At 51.5% G+C, this 17,851-nt stretch carries 16 protein-coding genes; 6 read left to right on the top strand and 10 right to left on the bottom strand.

From position 1 onward, the window contains the following. Positions 1-19: 19 nt before the first annotated feature. Both C5O22_RS01845 and C5O22_RS01850 read left to right on the top strand, forming a co-directional pair. Positions 20-1,435, top strand: coding sequence for a bifunctional folylpolyglutamate synthase/dihydrofolate synthase (locus C5O22_RS01845; RefSeq protein WP_132779498.1), 1,416 nt, complete (start codon positions 20-22; stop codon positions 1,433-1,435). A gap of 245 nt (positions 1,436-1,680) precedes the next feature. Next, positions 1,681-2,835 carry a sensor histidine kinase gene (locus C5O22_RS01850; protein ID WP_132779499.1) on the top strand — a complete coding sequence of 385 codons (1,155 nt, stop codon included), beginning with the start codon at positions 1,681-1,683 and terminating at the stop codon, positions 2,833-2,835. 31 nt (positions 2,836-2,866) lie between these two features. Here the strand turns inward: C5O22_RS01850 and C5O22_RS01855 are convergent, their stop codons facing one another. From C5O22_RS01855 to C5O22_RS01890, 8 genes are read right to left on the bottom strand one after another with little or no spacing between them, the layout of a single operon-like run. Next, positions 2,867-3,676 (bottom strand): pseudouridine synthase, encoded by an 810-nt coding sequence (locus C5O22_RS01855; RefSeq protein ID WP_165910363.1) that lies wholly within the window; start codon positions 3,674-3,676, stop codon positions 2,867-2,869. Between the two features lie 16 nt (positions 3,677-3,692). Next, on the bottom strand, positions 3,693-4,796 hold the full coding sequence (locus tag C5O22_RS01860; RefSeq protein WP_132779500.1) for an RluA family pseudouridine synthase: 1,104 nt from the start codon (positions 4,794-4,796) through the stop codon (positions 3,693-3,695). 16 nt (positions 4,797-4,812) lie between these two features. Beyond that, complete coding sequence (locus tag C5O22_RS01865; RefSeq protein ID WP_132779501.1) at positions 4,813-5,313, bottom strand: hypothetical protein; 501 nt, start codon at positions 5,311-5,313, stop codon at positions 4,813-4,815. Positions 5,314-5,326: 13 nt separating this feature from the next. After that, entirely contained in the window at positions 5,327-6,031 is a 705-nt protein-coding gene (locus C5O22_RS01870) for a YggS family pyridoxal phosphate-dependent enzyme (RefSeq protein ID WP_132779502.1), read from the bottom strand. Further along, complete coding sequence (gene rsmA / locus C5O22_RS01875) at positions 6,015-6,947, bottom strand: 16S rRNA (adenine(1518)-N(6)/adenine(1519)-N(6))-dimethyltransferase RsmA (protein ID WP_132779503.1); 933 nt, start codon at positions 6,945-6,947, stop codon at positions 6,015-6,017. The genes C5O22_RS01870 and rsmA overlap by 17 nt, the downstream gene beginning before the upstream one ends. After that, positions 6,892-8,484, bottom strand: a complete 1,593-nt coding sequence (locus tag C5O22_RS01880; protein ID WP_132779504.1) for a ComEC/Rec2 family competence protein — start codon at positions 8,482-8,484, stop codon at positions 6,892-6,894. The genes rsmA and C5O22_RS01880 overlap by 56 nt, the downstream gene beginning before the upstream one ends. Before the next feature lie 23 nt (positions 8,485-8,507). Then, positions 8,508-9,752: a HEAT repeat domain-containing protein gene (locus C5O22_RS01885; protein WP_243692845.1), complete on the bottom strand. Its 1,245-nt coding sequence runs from the start codon at positions 9,750-9,752 to the stop codon at positions 8,508-8,510. Continuing rightward, the gene (locus C5O22_RS01890) at positions 9,724-10,830 is read right to left on the bottom strand and encodes a PilZ domain-containing protein (protein WP_132779505.1); all 1,107 of its coding nucleotides are present in this window, start codon (positions 10,828-10,830) and stop codon (positions 9,724-9,726) included. The genes C5O22_RS01885 and C5O22_RS01890 overlap by 29 nt, the downstream gene beginning before the upstream one ends. A gap of 209 nt (positions 10,831-11,039) precedes the next feature. On the opposite strand from C5O22_RS01890, the gene C5O22_RS01895 reads away from it, so the two are divergent. From C5O22_RS01895 to C5O22_RS01905, 3 genes are all read left to right on the top strand, one after another. Next, on the top strand, positions 11,040-11,729 hold the full coding sequence (locus C5O22_RS01895; protein WP_165910364.1) for a CPBP family intramembrane glutamic endopeptidase: 690 nt from the start codon (positions 11,040-11,042) through the stop codon (positions 11,727-11,729). Between the two features lie 144 nt (positions 11,730-11,873). Beyond that, the gene (locus C5O22_RS01900) at positions 11,874-12,557 is read left to right on the top strand and encodes a TlpA disulfide reductase family protein (RefSeq protein WP_132779507.1); all 684 of its coding nucleotides are present in this window, start codon (positions 11,874-11,876) and stop codon (positions 12,555-12,557) included. Between the two features lie 4 nt (positions 12,558-12,561). Next, the gene (locus tag C5O22_RS01905; protein ID WP_132779508.1) at positions 12,562-13,584 is read left to right on the top strand and encodes a cytochrome c biogenesis CcdA family protein; all 1,023 of its coding nucleotides are present in this window, start codon (positions 12,562-12,564) and stop codon (positions 13,582-13,584) included. Between the two features lie 5 nt (positions 13,585-13,589). Here the strand turns inward: C5O22_RS01905 and speA are convergent, their stop codons facing one another. Both speA and aguB read right to left on the bottom strand, forming a co-directional pair. Further along, positions 13,590-15,521 (bottom strand): biosynthetic arginine decarboxylase, encoded by a 1,932-nt coding sequence (gene speA / locus C5O22_RS01910; RefSeq protein ID WP_132779509.1) that lies wholly within the window; start codon positions 15,519-15,521, stop codon positions 13,590-13,592. Continuing rightward, the gene (aguB, locus tag C5O22_RS01915) at positions 15,518-16,510 is read right to left on the bottom strand and encodes an N-carbamoylputrescine amidase (protein WP_132779510.1); all 993 of its coding nucleotides are present in this window, start codon (positions 16,508-16,510) and stop codon (positions 15,518-15,520) included. The genes speA and aguB overlap by 4 nt, the downstream gene beginning before the upstream one ends. 339 nt (positions 16,511-16,849) lie before the next feature. On the opposite strand from aguB, the gene pta reads away from it, so the two are divergent. Then, the gene (pta, locus tag C5O22_RS01920; protein WP_132779511.1) at positions 16,850-17,848 is read left to right on the top strand and encodes a phosphate acetyltransferase; all 999 of its coding nucleotides are present in this window, start codon (positions 16,850-16,852) and stop codon (positions 17,846-17,848) included. Positions 17,849-17,851: the final 3 nt, after the last annotated feature.

Here is a 17,851-nt window from a genome sequence, read left to right on the forward strand (position 1 = left end):
TACCCAAAGATAGGCCATCATGGCATACGGATCCCCCTTTACGAGTAGCGAACAGGTTTTTTTGTGGATAGAATCCTTTACCAACTATGAAAAGATTCCCTCGAGCCGCCCCTTTCGGCTGGACCGGATGGAAGCCATGGCGGAACTCGCAGGACATCCTGAAAAATGCGCTCCGGTAATCCATGTGGCGGGATCCAAAGGAAAGGGGTCCGTAAGTACCATCATAGCCTCGTTGCTCCAGAGATCCGGTCTTAGCACCGGTCGTTATCTTTCACCCCATGTAAGCGATTACCGGGAACGGATAGGCCTGGCAGATCGTTTTTTTGAGGAAGATATCTATTGCGCAGCGGGGGAAGAACTGCGGCAGATCGTGGAAAAAGCTCCGGTAGCATACCCCCAGTTCTTTGATCCCACCAGGGGGAATGGCGAGGCCCCCACTTTTTTTGAACTCTGTACCCTGCTCTTTTTCCTCTGTTGCCGCAGGGCCCAGGTAGACATTATGGTGGTGGAAGTAGGCATGGGAGGTCGGCTCGATGCCACCAATATTGTAAACCCCCTGGTATCGGTGATTACACCCATCGAACTCGAGCATACGGCATATTTAGGAAACACCATCGCAGCCATCGCAGGAGAAAAGGCGGGGATCATAAAAAAGGGGAAACCGGTAGTTCTTGCTCCTCAGCAAGCAGAAGCCCTGTCGGTGTTTCAATCTATCGCTCAAGAACGACAGGCCCCCCTCTATTATCTTCCTGACATGGTGGAGGTAAAAGAAATCCACATTTCTCCCCGGGGAACCCAATGGACCTGGAAAGTAAAGGAAGGGGAAACATCCCATCTTTGGCCAGAAAACCTGAGGGCCCACCCTCAGAACCTTTCGATTCCCCTTATTGGGGAGATTCAGGCCTGGAACACCCTCCAGGCCCTCGCAGCCCTGTATAGGATTTTTCCTGATACGGAGTGGACGGCCCTTCTTTCAGAGCTTTCCTCCCTTTCCCTTCCTGCTCGTTTTGAACGGATACACGAAGACCCCGAGGTTATCCTTGATGGGGCCCATACTCCCCGGAGCATCAAGCTCTGTCTTACCACATTTTGCACCCTCTATGGGGAAGGGAACATCCTTTTATTTGGATGTGCCGCCGACAAAGACGTAGAAAGCATGGCCAATATTCTGGCACCCCATTTCCGCGAGATTATCCTCACCAGGCCTGGAAATTTTAAAAAGAGTGACCTCCCCCGGATGGAGGAGGCCTTTCGGAAAAGCGGGGGGTCCTTTAAAACCCTGGAGGAGACCGATGCGGCAATTAACCTGGCAATCCACAAAGCACACGAGAAGGGGAAGGCACTTCTCGTGTGTGGCTCCTTTTATCTGGCTGCCGAGGCCCGAAGGTATTTTTTGGGAGCTCCATTGGGAGACCCAGATAAAGGAAAAAGGTAGCTTTGTAAAATTCTTTGGAATTGGGGCCCCACAATCAGAGGTAGAGAAAAACACCCTTTTCTTAGTTACTCATCAAGGGAGAAGAGATAAAAAGTCGATCTTGATGCATATCTTTAAATAACGAAAGTAGCGTAATTTTTTATCAAAAATCCAAAAAACTTGCCTTTTTCCCAAAGTGCCGGTATAGTAAGAGAAGGTCAGGTATTCTGTACCGCTTTCGTCTGCTACAAGGAAGGGCTTTTTTCATGGATGAAAATGGAAGTGGTATCGATATAAAATACGATGAGGATATTCTGCGGCTCATTAATCAACTTAAAACAGAAATTATCGAAAGGAAGTGGGCAGAAAAAAAATCCCGGGACGCCCTGGATTATGCAGAAAGTATCATCGATTCGGTAAAACATCCTCTGGTGGTGCTTGACGAGAACCGAAAAGTTATCTCCGCCAATCTGGCCTTTTACGATCTCTTTAACCTTACCCCCGGCATGGTGCTGGGACAACCGTTCCTACGGATTTCCGATGGTTTTTTTAACTTCGAAGAAATGAATCGCCTCCTCAGCGTAAAACCAACCACCGAACCGGTCGTGATAGAAATCCACCGCAATTTTCACCTTATTGGGAGGAAATACCTGAAAGCGGCTATTCAGGGACTCCAGTACAACGTCAAACACCTGAACTTCTCCTTTCTCACCATAGAAGATATTACGGAGCAAAAAAACACGGAGATGCAACTGCGGAAGGCCCTGGAAGAAAAAAGCATCCTCGTTCGGGAGGTACATCACCGGGTAAAAAACAATCTGCAGATTCTTTTAAGCCTTTTATCGCTTCAGATTAGCTCCCTCCATGACGAAAGTCCCGAAGAGGTGTTGGAAGAAGCCCGAACCAGAATCATGGCTATTGCGGCCGTTCATGAGTGTATTTCTGAAGACGGAGAAGTTGACCGTCTTCCCCTTCAGGAAGCCATACGACGTTTAATAGAAGGATTAGATGCCCTTTTTGATGATGGCGTACAGGTTTCTATCAAAGTCCCTGTAATTTTTCTTTCCATTAATCAGGCCACAATTCTTAGTTTAGTTCTAAACGAAATTGTATCAGATATTCATAAGGCAGGTTTCGAAGTTGATGCTCCGAGCAAACGGATCATCATTGAAGGACAAACGACGGGGAACGAAGTTATTATCACCATTTCTGATAATGGGCATGTAAAAGAAGCTCCCCGCCGCCTTATTAATCGGGCAAAACCAGAAAGCTCCTTAGGCTATATTCTGGTAAAGAACCTCGTAGAACAACAATTAAAAGGTAGTTGGAAAACCAGGATTAACAAAGGAATTACCCACGAAATCCGCTTTAATACGGAGGTCGATTCGGCTTTCACGGCCCAGCCCTTACAGGAAATATAAAACAAAGATGGCGTTAACCGCTGTTTCCACATCATAGATTCTCCTGTGAAGGCCAGTTTATGCAACAGGGTTCACCTCGTTGGGGATGGATGAATGAAATCCGCCACGAACGCAAGGCGAGGATGGATTCTTCCCACGAAGCGCCACCATACAGAACATCCCCCAGAATAGGATAGCCTAGCCATCGCAGGTGAACCCGAATTTGATGGCGAAAACCCCGACGGATACGGACCGAAAACAAAAAGCGATCAGCACCTTGACTTGTAACCGAAAGGATCTCCGTCTCGTAGGGAACTCCCCCATCAAGGGCAGCGGAACGACGAAGAGAAGAAAAGGGCTGCGCCTTCTGAGTAAGCAGGGGGCGCACTTCCTTGCGGCCAGGGCCATAGGCCCGAAAAGCACTCTGTATTACAAAGGGGAACGTCCACTCTTCTACCTTTCTTTTACTTTCAGGAGGAGCCGGGGGATACCCGGCCACAGGAGGGTTGTTTTCTCTCAGAGAAGCACAGAGGGCCTCATAGTCCTTTATGAACAAACCTTCTTCCTGTTGTTGTTGCAGGGCATCGTAAAAGGCCTGGGTCCTTGCAACCAGGACAAGCCCCTGGGTTTCATAATCCAGTCGGTGTAATACGCCCCCTTCAATGGGCTTTTTCCCTTTAATCTCCAGAACCTCGGGATATCTCCGGGCACACCAGGCAAGGAGGGTGTTCTGCTCTTCCCTATCCAGGGGAACCGTATGCAGGCGGGATGGTTTATACACTACGAGGAACGCTTCTTCTTCATACACTATCCGGGGCTCACCTTCCTGTATCCAGGGGTTCATCGTTTTATCCCTTATCATGAAAAGTCCCTTCCCTTTAGGAGGGGGGCCAGGCCCTTTCTTCCTGTGGAGTCATTCCCTGTTCTTTTCGCAATCGATGGAGCATCCCTTTAAACGTCTCCGGCAGGGGGGCCACAAAGGTCCGGGGATCCTTTTCTCCCGGCAAAAGAATAGTAAGACGAAAGGCATGGAGCATCAGGGAAGCCTCAGGGAAGTGACTATCCTTTTTTCCATACAACCGATCCCCCAGAATAGGGCACCCAAGGTACTTCATATGCACCCGTAACTGGTGGGTCCTCCCCGTACGGGGATACAGGGCTACCAGGGTATAGCCCCGGAACAGGCGAAGCACCCGATAAAAAGTAATAGCCTGCTTACCCCGTTCAGTGCTCCAGGTAAAACGCTGTCGATGGGAAGGATCCCGGGTAAGGAAGGTTTCTATTTTTCCCCGGGGCGCGGGGGGAGAGCCCTGGAGGATCGCGAGGTAGGTCTTCCGGGTGCTGCGATTCTTAAACTGGGCAGCCAAAAAGGCCAGGGCCTGATCTTCATAGGTGGCGATAAGCACGCCGGTGGTATCCTTATCAAGTCGATGAACGATACCGGGGCGCTGTACCGGCGGAAGAAGGGATACCCTGTCGTTGTTCAGCGGGGGCTTTTCTAAAAAAGCGGTAGGGCCCATCCTTTCCTCAAGGGCAAAATCTTCAATTTCTTTTTGAGGGCTTTTTGTCGAGGAATTGGCAGGAATCGGTGAAACCATACAGGTATTTTGCTGAGCCATTCTTTGTAATCGCCGAAAAAGAATCGCATTGGCGAGGGTTCCTTCCCTATGGGCCGCACCGGGATGGACCACCATCCCCGCGGCCTTGTTTATCACTACCACAGAAGCATCTTCATACAGGATATCCAGGGGAATATCCTGGGGCACAAGGTCCGCCGGCGGCGCACTTTCCCACCATAATTCGAGGCGATCCCCTGGATACACCATCCGGGAAAGTTTGACGTCCCTTCCATTACAGCGGGCAGTACAGCCCCGGGCCTTTAGTTGAGAACGGGAAAGGATCCCCACGCATTCTGCCACATACCGATCGAGCCGCATCCCTTTTCCGGCCCGTTCATCTACTACCGTAGAGAGGTGTTCCATCTATACCTCGTTCCTCTTACTTTTCGGGTTTTTGTTCTTCCTGACCCTGCGCAGGAGGCCAGGGCTCTTGTTCAATGATGATATCCGGCGGAGGAACCCGCAATTCTACCTCTTGCCGTTGCCGTTTGTAGGTGTGAATAAAGTAATCCACTGTGGCAATGATAAGGGAGGTTCCAATACCAATACCGAGGGCAAGAAACCGTTGGGACTCATCCATTTCGATGGCCCCCGCAGGCTTGAGGGGCCAGGGAGCATACCGCTGGTCCCAGTTATTGGTAGCCCAGCGGTACGAATCAATGCCCGTGGTAGCAAAAAAGATAGTAAAGGGGAGACTTCCAAAGGCGATAACTTCAAAACGCCGCAGGTCCTGAAGCCACCGGGGAAATTCATCCTTTTTGTAGAGTTCTGGGGTAGGAGAAGCAGCAGCACCCGTACTTTGCGAAAAAAGAGGAGGCCCCCCATACCAAACAAGAAACACAAGCATCGCCACCGCGCCATATCGTTGTCTGCTTTTCACGGGCTACCCCCTTTCACTGACCTTCTTTTTTGTCCCGTTCCCCAAACAGGGCTGTTCCAATGCGTACAAGGGTGGACCCCTCTTCTATGGCAACCTCAAAATCCGAAGACATACCCATCGAAAGAATAGAAAGATCCACCTCGGGGAAACGCTGCAATAACCGCTGCTTTGCCTGAAAAAGGGTGCGGAAGGATTGACGAACAAGAGAAGTGTCGCTTGTATAGGGCGCCATGGTCATGAGCCCCCGGATGACGCAGGCCCTTCCAGCAAGGACATACTCGACGGCCTCAGTGAGGGCATCAACGGTAGGGAACCCCGTTTTGGAAGCTTCCCCCGTATGGAGTTCTAGCAAGATAGGAATGGGCGGTCCTCCGCTGTGCCGTTTCTCGATTTCCTCTAGCACCTCAGTCCGATCGATGGATTGGATACAATCAAAAAGCAACAGGGCCTGCCGTACCTTGTTCCGCTGCAAGGGCCCTATCATATGCAGTTCCATACCGGGGAAGAGGTCGTGCCGCTTTGCTAGCTTATCCCGGGCCTCTTGAAGGCGGCTCTCACCAAACAGACGGAGCCCCGCTTCCCAGGCTTCCTGGATGGCGGAGAGGCTCTGGAATTTACTCACCCCCATGAGGCGGATCTCGCTACTTTTTCTACCACTCCGCTGACAGGCCGCTTCTATCCGTTCTTTGATCCGTTCCAGGTTATCCCGAATAGCCATAGCATCGCTCCAACGTCATAGCAAGGTTCACAAATTGGTCGATCGAAAGGTTCTCCGCCCGAAGAGAAGGATCGAGCCCCGCTTCCGCAAGAATAGCGGCGGCAGAACTATCCGTTTCGGCTGTCATGTTTTTTCCCCGATGGGACATATGCATGAAGGCCTCCAGATTATTTTTAATTGTTTTTCTTCGGGATGCAAAGAGGGCCCGAACAAGGCCCCAGTAAAGGGGAGGATAACTCTCCAAAGCAATATTTTTCCTGGCCGTGAGCAGGAGACCCTGGGATTCCACTTTGGGAGGAGGATAAAAAGAAGGGCCCTTAAGAATCATAAGACTCTTAATTGTATACAGGGACTGACAGAGCACCGAAAAAGAAGAATACTGTTCGGTCCCTACGGAGGCCAGCATTCGCTCTGCCATTTCTCGCTGGACCAGCACCACCATTCGCTTAAAGAGGAGTCCCCCTTCGATCATGCGGGCAAGGATAAGGGAAGCGATATTATAGGGGAGATTACCCAGCAAATAGGCTGGCCGTTCTTGCTTCATCGCCTCTTGCCAAGTAACCAGCACATCCCCCTCTATCAATTCAAAGTTTTCATTTCTTCCATAGGTGTCCCGCAATATACGGGCAAAACCTCGATCAATCTCGAACGCCCGGACCCGGCAGCCCCGTTCTAGCAATAACTCGGTCATACAGCCAAGACCGGGACCTATTTCCCACACCAGCGGTTGGTTTTCCGGAAGCTCCAGGGCATCCACCAGACGCCGGCGGACATCCCGGTTAATCAAAAAATTCTGCCCAAATTTTTTTTGCATCCCCAGGCCATGCTGTTCTAGAAAAGCCCGCAGAGCCCGAGGAGAATCATAGATGGTCGAAAGCCCGGGGTATTCCTCTTTTGATTCCACGACTTTCACCATACACCAAGAGAAGGCTTATCGCAAGCGTTGCAAAAAGAACAAGTCCCCCAGCCTCAATCTTCCCTGACATAACCGTGACAGCCGGGAAATAGGTAGCCATTTTTAAGAGTCCCAGTATAAGGGTATAGAGCAGTTCCAGGGCCCTTTGAAAAAAGAACGATAGAAAAGGGAAAAGAAGGATCCCCAGGAGAAACCCGAGGGCCCCAACCATAAATACCATAACGAAGAACCCTACGATGGGACTTATCATAATACCCACGGGGTACAAAACCCCAAAAGATGCAATCACCACAGGAGCGGTCATAAGAAAGGCCCCCATACTTGCCGTAAGGGCATTCAAGAGGAAGGGTGATATACGGGGCCGCAATAAATAGTTCCACCGGGGGGCGAGTACCAGGAGCCCCACCAGAGCAAGGTAGGAAAGCATAAACGCGAGGGATCTCCCATCGGCGGGAACCCACAAAAGGTGTACCATAAAGGTGGCGGCCAAAATATTGAGGGTATCCATGGGGATACCCTGGAGCTTGCAAAGCGAAGCGAGGGTAAGCATAAGAACCGCCCGTACAAGGGAGGGGGAGGCCCCTACCAGGTACACATAGCCCCAGAGAAAAAATGTAGAAATAAGGAGGGCCGCCCGCTTCCCCACCAGGCGTTGTCCACCCCACAAAAAAAGCCAAGAGAAAACCGCCAGGTGCATCCCCGAAAGGGCCAGGAGGGGAGCACAGCCCGCTTCCCGGAAAGCCCTGCTTACGGTACCATCCAGTTCGTTGCGATCCCCCAGGAGGAGGGCCTGGGCCAGGGGCCCCCAGGAAAACGAGACAAGACGCTCGGTAATCCAGGTACGGATTGAAGCCCGAAAAGACGATAGATTCCGGATAAGGGACTCATATAGTGCACCCCAACCAGTGCCAGTCTTCCCTTGTTTCTCCAGGGGCGACGAAACATTCAAACTCCAGGAACGGACCATAAAGAAGGCCCCAGGGGCTTTCCATTGACCTTCCACAGAAAGGGGATATCCAACTATGAACTTCCCCTGCCCCAACCTATCTTTGGGGACCAGGAGTTGGGCCGTCCCCCGGGCAGCACTCCCCACACCACGGCCATTCCACACCCAGCGCACCCGCATCGGCACCATCCAGTTCCCCGAGGAGGTTCTACGGATATCCCCCGACAGGGTCCCCTCCATGCGAACAACGGTAGACCCTTCAAGGAGACTGGTGAAAGCAACCTTTTCTCCGGGAGAGGGGGCAGCACGAAAAGAGACATACCCAAGACAGAAACCAACCCCAAGGGCAACAGCAAAACCGGTAAGTCGGAGCCAGAGCCGTTCTTCCCTTTCATGATTCTTTTCCCTGTCAAAAAAGAGGGGATACAGCATCGCTGTTTCAGCCATGGCTTTAGCCACCATGACGAAGGCTATGAGACCGCCTAATATCCAGAACTGGGCCGAAGGGGGCACCAAGGGAAAGCCATAAAACACCACCACCATGCCCCCCGCCGCCAACAGGAGGGGAGAAGCTCTGAGTAGGGTATACATAGGGGATTGCTTCTTATCCAGCCTTACCAGCGAAGCCGATTCATGGCGTTCCGGGCCAGGGTCTTTATATCCGCCGGATAGGGTAAGTATCCAACATACAGGAGATAGTCAAAGGCCACCTTATCCCCCAGTTCTCCCAGGGCATTAATAATCGCTTCGAGGACCTCCCTATCAAACTGACCGGTCCGTTCCATAGTAGAGTTGATAAGACCGAGGTGCAGCGAAAGGGCACTGGCAGCTTCGGAACTTCCCATAACCCCGAGACAGGCAATGGCATCGAGAAAATGGGCCTTTTCCTCGGGCTTTTTTGCATAATCTCCCTGAACCTGGTAAAAGTGTTTAAGAACAAGGGTACTTGCCCGGCTCCATCTGTTATCCCGAATAATCTGTACCGACCGATAGCGCAAATCCTGCACCGCCCGTTGCTCTTCCGGATCAACAGGATAGAGGCTGAGGGCGACCTCCAGGGCCGCTTCGGCAATTTCTCCCAGATCTGCCGGCACAAAGGAGGGCCGTTCCTGGGCAATATTCAGGGCCGCCAGTTTTTCGAGGGGAGGATTCTTTTTTATCACATCGATGAGATATTTTTTATAATCCCCCTTAATCATCCCCAGGGCCTGCACCGCCTGTTTTTTGTATTCCTCAGGATAGGCGGTCATCATGGTCGAAAAAAGGACCGGGAAGGAAGAGCCATCCCCTAACGTACCAAGGGCGGCAATACTTGCCGAAAGGATCTCATAATCTACATCCATACCGGAACGGAAAAGGTTATTTTGATTCGTCAGGAACTGGTTAAGATTTTCAATAATCCGGCTATCTCCTCGACCGAGTTTGGCAAGGGAAGAAAGGATGGCAACCCGGACCTTTGTATCCCGATACACTATAAACACCCGCCAGAGGGTCTGGACCGCCTGAACATAGCCGGTATCCCCAATTCTTTGAGCTACCAGGGTAGTAAGGGCTATTTGCTCAGGGTCATCCCGCAACAGGTCACTATACTGCAAGGAAAAGGAAAGCACAAAGTCGCAGAAAGGGCCCACCTGGGATGCCAGTCGGGGGTCGGCCAGGGCTGACTGAACGAGTTCTATCCTGGTACTGCTACTACTCTTCAGAAAATTGCGGGTGTAGGAACTTAAAAGATCGCTGCCTTCTTGAGCGGCCAGCGGTATTCTTCCCCCAAGGGCCCCACCTACCACAAGCAGAAAAAGGAGTTTCCATCCCTTCATAGTCTTTCCATGGTTATTGTTCCACCGATTGCTTAACCTCATCGCTACGACCTCCTTCTTCTTTTAGTAGGGCAGAGTCTTCCGTTTCGCTTGAAGATTCCCTAAACACACTTTCATAGTCCGTTTCTGGAATTACCCCAAACACCGCCGCAAGGATACGATTCCGGGTCAAAACCGAGAGAGGATAGGCCTCCACATGGAGGACGGACCTGTTTTTTTCTTCGTTATAATCCACCGAACGAACGATTCCTGGCATCACCAGGGGTTCCCCATTCACTTCAAATTGCACCTTAATCTTCATTTCGGGTTTTCCCTTTCCCCCTACCACCACCGCATACCCCGTATCAGAAAGGTCCTGCAAAATACATTTAAGGCCCGGAGCGGTTTCCACCTTTTCAGGGGATTCTTCTCCTTCCTGTAAAAAATACAAATAGGCCGGTTTATGGGTACGCAGCCGCACGGAACGTCGTTTTTGGGTCCGGAAAAGGGAGTCTGAATGGGCTACCTGCAAACAGTAGGTTCCCTTCATGAGAACCTCGTTTAACACATAGGTATCGAACACGTATCCCGCATCATCCTTTCGCCAGAAATAAATAGCCAGGCGCCGCCCCTTCCAATCGGTAATCCCCTTCCGTAAGGGAACGGCAGGTCGTTCAATGGAAAGGTATTTACTTGAGTTCCCAATAACCTTCGAAGCATACACCCCTACCCCATCGACAAGCACTTTAAGGGGTTGTAACACTTCAATATATCGGGTACTCGAAAGCCCCTTTTTTACCTTGGGATGTTCAAGGGCCACCTTTTTTCGATATTCATATAGTTTAGAAAGGAATTTCTGGGTTTCTTCTTTAGTTTCTTCGCCGGTCATCTGAATGCGGCGCAGGTATTCCCGGATGCACATATCAAGCTGTCCCTCTGACCAGAAAAGACTGGTAGGGTCCTCGAGCTTTACCATCAGGGCAAGACGACGAAGCAGATTAATTTCTGCAAAACTAAAACCCGCATCCTTCCCTCGGGCAAAGAACTCTACCCATGAATAGTTTGGCCCCTTCCTTGCGGACAGGAACAGTACCACCAGGGCCCCGCCGAGAAGAATGAGGAACAGGAGAAGTATCCACATCTCTTGCTTTGCCTTCCTATTTCATTTTAGAATACGAGAGATCCCCACTCTCCCACTATAAGGGTAACAGATTTTATGAAAGGGCTCAACCATATTTTTTTGTCCCGAACAGCATCATGAATAATGCAGATTCCCCCGCTGATAGGGGCCTGAGACAAGGGCGGGCTTTCGAAAGTCTCCTCCTTTTTTTACTTCTCTTTACCCCCCTTATGCCCCAGAAAGAAGGGCTTACCTCCTTTGGTGTTTTCAAAGTTGATGAAGTCCTGACCCGCCTCTTGTTTCGGGATGTACCGCTCATAGCCTTTTTGATGTTCCGCTTTCATCTCGATATTCCTGAAGCACTTCCCAAACTTCGCTCCTTTCGGTGGAAAGATTTCCTGGTGATTCCCCTCACGGTCTTTTTACTTGCCCTTACTGGAATGATTATACAAAAGGTGTATCATGTGAGTACCGGATTCTCAGGGCCTCTGTTTCAGATACAGGGGCCCCGTACCGGTTTTGAGTGGTGCCTTCTGAGTATTAGTACGTTTTTCAGCGCTTACGCAGAAGAGGTGTTCTTCCGGCTCTATCTCCTTGAATGCTGGGGGATATCTCATCTTTTTTCAAAAATGGCTCCCCTACTAAGGGGAACTCTCCGGATAGAGCCTTTTCCACGTACCACCCCGTCTATAGAAAGGTCCCCCTTCTCCTGGCGACCACTTCCCTGGGGTCCGGTGATTGTTTCCTCCCTCCTGTTTGCCCTTACCCACCTGTACCAGGGCCCTCTGGGTTTTTTTCAGGCCCTGGGAGCAGGCTTAATACTTGCCCTCGTGTATCTTCAAACAGGATCGATACATCCCCCCGCCCTTGCCCATGGGATATTTAACCTTCTGGTCTATCTCCGGATTTTTTTCTCCTGACCCCTGTTGTTTTTCCCTACGGGCCTTTCCTGGGAACGGACCAGCCTATCATAGTTCCTGGAGTTACTCTTTTTGTACCCCTTGATAAATCATACTGTTTATATATATAATTTATAATATACAACCATACTACTGGGGGGACCTATGCGACAGAAAATACACCAAGAGGGGCTTTTTATTTTGTTTTTGGGGCTTGTTCTATCTGGCTGCACCAGAAACACCACTTCTTCCCTGGCTGAGGGAAACCCGACGAATTCCCGACGCCCATCGGAAGTTGCCCGGACAGAACCAGCAAGCCTTCCGGCAAATTCCGCAGCTTCGTCCTCCCAGGAGGTTTCTCTGCGAACCAGGAAAGAAGCCGTAGAAGCCCTTTCTTCCATCAGTTTTACCGTGTTTCCGGTTCCCCAGGATTTACCTCCCTTTACCGCCCAGGATCTTCAGGGAAAACCCTTCAGCCTAGAACAATTCAAGGGCTCCTTTGTGCTCCTTAATTTCTGGGCTACCTGGTGTCCTCCCTGTAGACAGGAAATGCCCTCCATGGAAACCCTGTATACCCAGCTCAAAAACAAGGGACTTGTAATTGTTGCCATCTCGGTAGGGGAAGATCCTAAAACGGTATCCCAATTTCTTGTAACTAACCCCCATAGTTTCCCGATTGCCCTGGATCCCTCGGGAAGAGCGGGGGCTATTTTTGCTGGCCGGGGTATTCCCACCACCTATATCCTGGATCCTCAGGGCAGAGCCCTGGGAGGAACCATCGGTGGTCGAGATTGGATGGATCCCCGCACGGTACGGGTGCTCACAGAACTGGTAACAAGCAAAGAGTAACGCCATGGCCCAGACGGTAGATGTATTTCTGGCTTTCATAGCGGGTCTCTTATCGTTCCTTTCGCCCTGTGTGTTTCCCCTCTTTCCTTCATATCTAGCGATGCTAACGGGAAACACGGTCCGGGACCTGCAAAAAGCGACGACCCATACGGGCATTCGTTCATCTGAAAAAGGCAGCGAGGACCGAGAGGAACCTAACAACCTTACCGGCATCCGAAGACATCTTTTTGCCCGATCCCTGGCTTTTTCCGCTGGCTTTACGGTGGTGTTTTTACTGTTAGGGATAGTGTTTTCAGGAACCAGCGCCTTTTGGGGATCCCACCAGGTCCTTTTAAACCGCATCGGCGGCATCGTTATTATCTTTTTAGGGATCGATACCTGGTTTGGTTTTATTTCCTTTCTAAAGAGGGAATGGCGCATCCATCCTACTAATCGCCCCCAGGGTATGGGAGGGGCCTTTCTTTTTGGAGCCGCCTTTGGGGCAGGCTGGAGTCCCTGCATTGGACCTATCCTGGCCTCTATCCTTCTTATGGCAAGCCGTAAAGAAGTGGTACAAGCGGCGTTTCTTTTACTGAGCTACTCCCTTGGACTTGCAAGTCCCTTTATCCTGTTAAGCCTTTTTCTGGGGCAACTTTCTTCCTTCATAGGCTTCCTTAAAAAACATATGGCTACGATCCAGAAAATTTCAGGGGCCCTGCTCATCGGCATTGGTCTTTTCATGTTCCTGGGGGATCTGCGGAGCCTCTCGGCCCAGATGGTACGCCTTGCCTATACACTGCAGGGGCTTTCCAAAACCCAGGGGGGAGTCTTCCGATGGCTCTTTACACTTTTGTATTTTGCCCTGGCGTTGTTTTTCCTCTGGCGCACCATTAAATCCATAAAACAAAGCCCCCCCTTCTTCCATCCCCGGAACCTGCTTCGTCTGGTATGGACGGTGCTTTTCTTCACTCTGGCGATTCTCGAAGGGGGGGGATGGTTTTCTTCTCTCCAGGTATTCTCATCCTGGCTTCTCTTTGAAGGAATGTAGCGAAGCTATTCCTCGGTAGCTTTTTCTCGGTCCGAAACCCGCAGGTAGGTATACTGGGAAAGGGCCTTTTCGAATTCCGCCAGGATTCGCATCCCCTCGTTAGGACGAACCACATCGGAGCGGATCGCCTGTTCCACCTGGAGTTTCATGGAACGGACCAGTTCTGCGGGGGCATAGCCGTTTTCTTCGAGCACATCCTGAACCGTATCGCCCTTAAGGGTTTCCTCGATGTACCAGCCCCCTTCTTCGTCCTTATCCAGAACCACATGGGCTTCGTCCATGCGACCAAAGAGGTTATGCATGTCCCCCAGGGTATCCTGATAGGCGCCGGTTAGAAAAATGCCCAGATAATAGGGCCGCTGGTCCAGTTCATGGAGCCACAGGTATTCCCGCTGGTTTTCCCCTTCCCCATCGCCGATAAAACAATCCACCTTTCCATCCGAATCACAGGTAATATCCGCAATGGTGCCCTTCACGGTAGGTTCCTCACCAAGCCGGGTAAGGGGCGTGATAGGGAATAACTGTCCCAGGGCCCACCAATCAGGCAAAGAACGGAAGACCGAGAAATTCCCCAGGTATTGATCCTTAAGGCCCGCGATGAGGTCCTTCATCTCATCGCTCATGCGGGATTTCCCTTCATAATACCGCCCGATCTCAGCCAGAATTTCCCAGGACAGGGATTCCACAATCGCCCGACTGTGGAGATCCAGGTAGCCCAAATCAAAGAGACTCATGGCCTGTTGCCGGTAAAACACTAAATCGTGGAAGGCCTCCTCGTAATGTCCCGCATCAAGGGTTTCCCGAATTTCCAGCATATCCCGGACCACCTTGGGCGCCTGGGGAGAAAGAGAAATCTGTTTGAGGGTATTCAATTTTTTTATCCGGCCAAAAACTTCGATGGCTATCATGGAATGGTGGGCTACCAGGGCTCGACCACTTTCAGAAACAATTGTCGGGTGGGGTACCCGTTCCTCATTACAGACATCAAGGATACCATAGACCACACTGTTGGCATATTCCCGCAAACTGTAATTTGCCGAGGAAGCCACCGCACTGCGGCTCCCATCATAATCCACGCCGAGACCGCCACCCACATCAATATATTCCAGGGGGAAGCCCATCCGAACAATCTTGGCATAAAAGCGGGCTCCCTCCCGGACACTCCGGGTAATCACCTGTATATCGGGGATTTGACTGCCCACATGAAAATGCAAGAGGCGCAGCGAGTCTTTAAGGCCCCCCTGTTCAAGAAGGGCGAGGGCTTCAAGTAAATCCACCGTAGAAAGCCCAAATTTAGCGCTTTCCCCTGAGGAGGTAGCCCACTTTCCGGAACTACGGGTGGCGAGTTTAATCCGAATTCCTATGAGGGGACGGACCCCCATTTCTTTAGAAAGGGCCACGAGGGAACGGATTTCTTCCAGCTTTTCTGCCACCACTATCACTTTTTTACCGATTTTTGTCCCCATCAGGGCAAGACGAATAAATTCCTCGTCCTTATACCCATTACAGATGAGTAGCCGCTCTCCATTGGTATGGAGCGACAGGGCCAAAAGCAGTTCGGGTTTACTTCCTGCTTCAATCCCCAGATTATAGCGGGAACCGGCGGTCATCAGGGTTTCCACCACTTCCCGCATCTGGTTTACCTTGACGGGATACACCCCCGCATAGCGACCTTGATAGGAGGCTTCTGCAATAGCGGTGGTAAAACATTCATTGATCCGACGAACCCGATCTTCCAGGATATCCTGGAACCGAATGTGCAGGGGAAGTCTGAGTCCCCGTTCCCGGGCTGCGGCGAGTATATCCACAATGCGGATCGAAACATCATCCTTTAAGGGTGAAACCGTAAGGAACCCCTCTGGATCAATAGAAAAATAGCCGGCCCCCCATTTCGAAATGCCATACAGCCGGTTAGCTTCGTGGGTAGACCAGTTCATAACGTTCTTTCCCCAGGCTGGGCTGCGTGGACCGGCGATTTTCTCTCCGAAAGGTCCCCCGGCTTCTCTGGTACGGTACTCCCCATTTTTGCTTCGGAGGCCTGCCCAAAGACAGGATGTACCACCCTTCCATCATGGGTACGTAAGCATCCATAGATGTCGGGGCGTCGATCCCGAAAAATTCCCCAGCGGGCCCGGAAACGGGCTATCCCATCGAGATCAAAGGTATGGGTTATCACCATTTCTGAAGTCCGGTCCGCCGTTTCTACCAGCTGTCCCCGTTCGTCCGTAATAAACGAAGAACCATAAAAGGTGATACTTGAATCTTCAATAGTTTCCGTACCTATCCGATTTGCCGCCACGAGGGGTACCACGTTCGCCGCCCCATGTCCCTGTTGTACCGTTCGCCAGTGGGCAAGGGAATCAAGGTCGGGACTCTGGGGCTCCGAACCAATAGCCGTGGGGTAAAAAAGCATTTCCGCTCCCTTAAGCACCATGGCCCGGGCCAGTTCTGGGAACCACTGGTCCCAGCAAATTCCTACTCCAATAGTGGCATAGGCAGTTTTCCACACCAGGGGGCCCCTATCGCCGGGGGTAAAATAGAATTTCTCTTCATAACCGGGTCCATCAGGGATATGACTCTTCCGGTATACCCCGAGCACGGTCCCATCCGCATCGATGACCGCTACCGAGTTATAGTACACCTGTCCCGAGCGCTCAAAAAAACTAATGGGAAGCACCACCTTGAGTTCCCTGGCCACGGCAGAAAAATGGCGTATTGCTGGATTTTCTTCGACCGCTGTGGCAAGTTCAAAAAATTCTTCTTTTTCTTTTTGACAGAAATAGGGGGTTTCAAACAGTTCCTGTAAAAGAATAATCTGAGCCCCCGCCGATGCCGCCTTCCGAACCAGGCTATCGGCCCGCTCTATGTTTTTTTGCCGTTCCCAGGTACAGGCCATCTGCACTGCCCCGACCGTCACCTGCCGCATGCCACACCTCTCCTCGTCCATCACTCTTGAGACTCGTCCAGCCCTATGAGCTTTCCTCTAACGCTAGACCCTATAAGCATTCTCTTTTTTTAGCCATGGGTCAATATACCTGGAAACCAGCAGCCAGAAAAGGTTCCTCCAAAAGCAGCACAGTTCCCCCTCTATTTCCGTGGGGTTACTTTTCAGGGCATGGCGTCCCCGAAAGAGCTGTTTTCTCCCATCAACCGCTCCTGGCTCTTGCAGGAAAGACCCTATCGGAGTATGCTGAAAGAAGTTTTTAACAAAACACTTTGTGTGTTGTCTTACCCATCAATCTATTTTTGAATCAGGAGTCTGATTATGGATTTTGTAAAAACCATGCGAGAAAAGGCCCAGAAAATGCAAAAAAAACTGGTCCTTCCCGAAGGAACCGAACCCCGCACGGTGCGGGCAGCCCGGATCATCCTGGATGAAAAACTCGCCTCCTCGGTAACCCTGTTAGGCAATCCGGGGGCAATCGAAGCGGTGGCCCAAAAGGAAGGGGTTAATCTCCAGGGGATTAGCCTGGTGGATCCCGCCACGGCAAAGGATCTTGAACTGTTTGCCCAGACCTATTACGAACTGCGAAAACACAAGGGGATGACCCTGGAACAGGCCCGGATCGACATGAAGGCTCCCCTCCGATGGGGGGCCATGATGGTTCACCTGGGACAGGCCGATGCCATGGTCGCCGGTGCAGAGAGCACCACCGCCGACGTACTTCGGGCAGGGCTTGCCATCATCGGAACCGTTCCGGGTTCCAAAACCGCCTCTTCCTGTTTTGTGATGCAGATGAAGGATCCCCAATGGGGAGTAGAGGGGGCTATGATTTTTGCCGATTGTGCGGTCGTACCGGACCCCACGGCGGAACAGCTCGCGGAAATTGCCCTTTCTTCGGCCCAATCCTGTCGGGAATTCCTCGGGGTAGAACCGGTCGTGGCGATGCTTTCATTTTCCACCAAGGGATCGGGGGGTGACCACCCGGACGTGGTAAAAGTGCGCAGCGCCCTCGAATTGGTAAAGAGCCGGGACCCCGCCCTGCTTATCGATGGGGAAATGCAGGCCGATGCGGCCCTGATACCCTCCGTGACGGATAAAAAAGCCCCCGGCAGTCCCATTCGGGGAAAGGTAAACACCCTGGTATTCCCGGATCTGGGGGCAGGGAACATTGGGTACAAACTGGTTCAACGGCTCGCAGGGGCAGAGGCCTTTGGGCCCTTCCTCCAGGGCTTTGCAAAACCCATCAGCGATCTTTCCCGGGGATGTTCGGTGGATGATATTGTGGTTACCGCCGCCGTGACCCTTTCGCGGGCCCGCTAACCC

Source organism: Treponema sp. J25, from assembly GCF_004343725.1.
GTDB lineage: Bacteria > Spirochaetota > Spirochaetia > Treponematales > Breznakiellaceae > J25.

What these genes read in the sequence shown, in the direction of transcription:
- C5O22_RS01870 (WP_132779502.1), bottom strand. Translation starts at nt 6,031, where the DNA reads ATGGCTATTCGGGATAACCTGGAACGGATCAAAGAACGGATAGAAGCG.
- pta (WP_132779511.1), top strand. Translation starts at nt 16,850, where the DNA reads ATGGATTTTGTAAAAACCATGCGAGAAAAGGCCCAGAAAATGCAAAAA.
- C5O22_RS01885 (WP_243692845.1), bottom strand. Translation starts at nt 9,752, where the DNA reads ATGAGGTTAAGCAATCGGTGGAACAATAACCATGGAAAGACTATGAAG.
- speA (WP_132779509.1), bottom strand. Translation starts at nt 15,521, where the DNA reads ATGAACTGGTCTACCCACGAAGCTAACCGGCTGTATGGCATTTCGAAA.
- C5O22_RS01905 (WP_132779508.1), top strand. Translation starts at nt 12,562, where the DNA reads ATGGCCCAGACGGTAGATGTATTTCTGGCTTTCATAGCGGGTCTCTTA.
- C5O22_RS01895 (WP_165910364.1), top strand. Translation starts at nt 11,040, where the DNA reads ATGCCCCAGAAAGAAGGGCTTACCTCCTTTGGTGTTTTCAAAGTTGAT.
- C5O22_RS01860 (WP_132779500.1), bottom strand. Translation starts at nt 4,796, where the DNA reads ATGGAACACCTCTCTACGGTAGTAGATGAACGGGCCGGAAAAGGGATG.
- aguB (WP_132779510.1), bottom strand. Translation starts at nt 16,510, where the DNA reads ATGCGGCAGGTGACGGTCGGGGCAGTGCAGATGGCCTGTACCTGGGAA.
- C5O22_RS01900 (WP_132779507.1), top strand. Translation starts at nt 11,874, where the DNA reads ATGCGACAGAAAATACACCAAGAGGGGCTTTTTATTTTGTTTTTGGGG.
- C5O22_RS01855 (WP_165910363.1), bottom strand. Translation starts at nt 3,676, where the DNA reads ATGATAAGGGATAAAACGATGAACCCCTGGATACAGGAAGGTGAGCCC.
- C5O22_RS01845 (WP_132779498.1), top strand. Translation starts at nt 20, where the DNA reads ATGGCATACGGATCCCCCTTTACGAGTAGCGAACAGGTTTTTTTGTGG.
- C5O22_RS01850 (WP_132779499.1), top strand. Translation starts at nt 1,681, where the DNA reads ATGGATGAAAATGGAAGTGGTATCGATATAAAATACGATGAGGATATT.
- C5O22_RS01880 (WP_132779504.1), bottom strand. Translation starts at nt 8,484, where the DNA reads ATGTATACCCTACTCAGAGCTTCTCCCCTCCTGTTGGCGGCGGGGGGC.
- rsmA (WP_132779503.1), bottom strand. Translation starts at nt 6,947, where the DNA reads ATGGTGAAAGTCGTGGAATCAAAAGAGGAATACCCCGGGCTTTCGACC.
- C5O22_RS01890 (WP_132779505.1), bottom strand. Translation starts at nt 10,830, where the DNA reads ATGTGGATACTTCTCCTGTTCCTCATTCTTCTCGGCGGGGCCCTGGTG.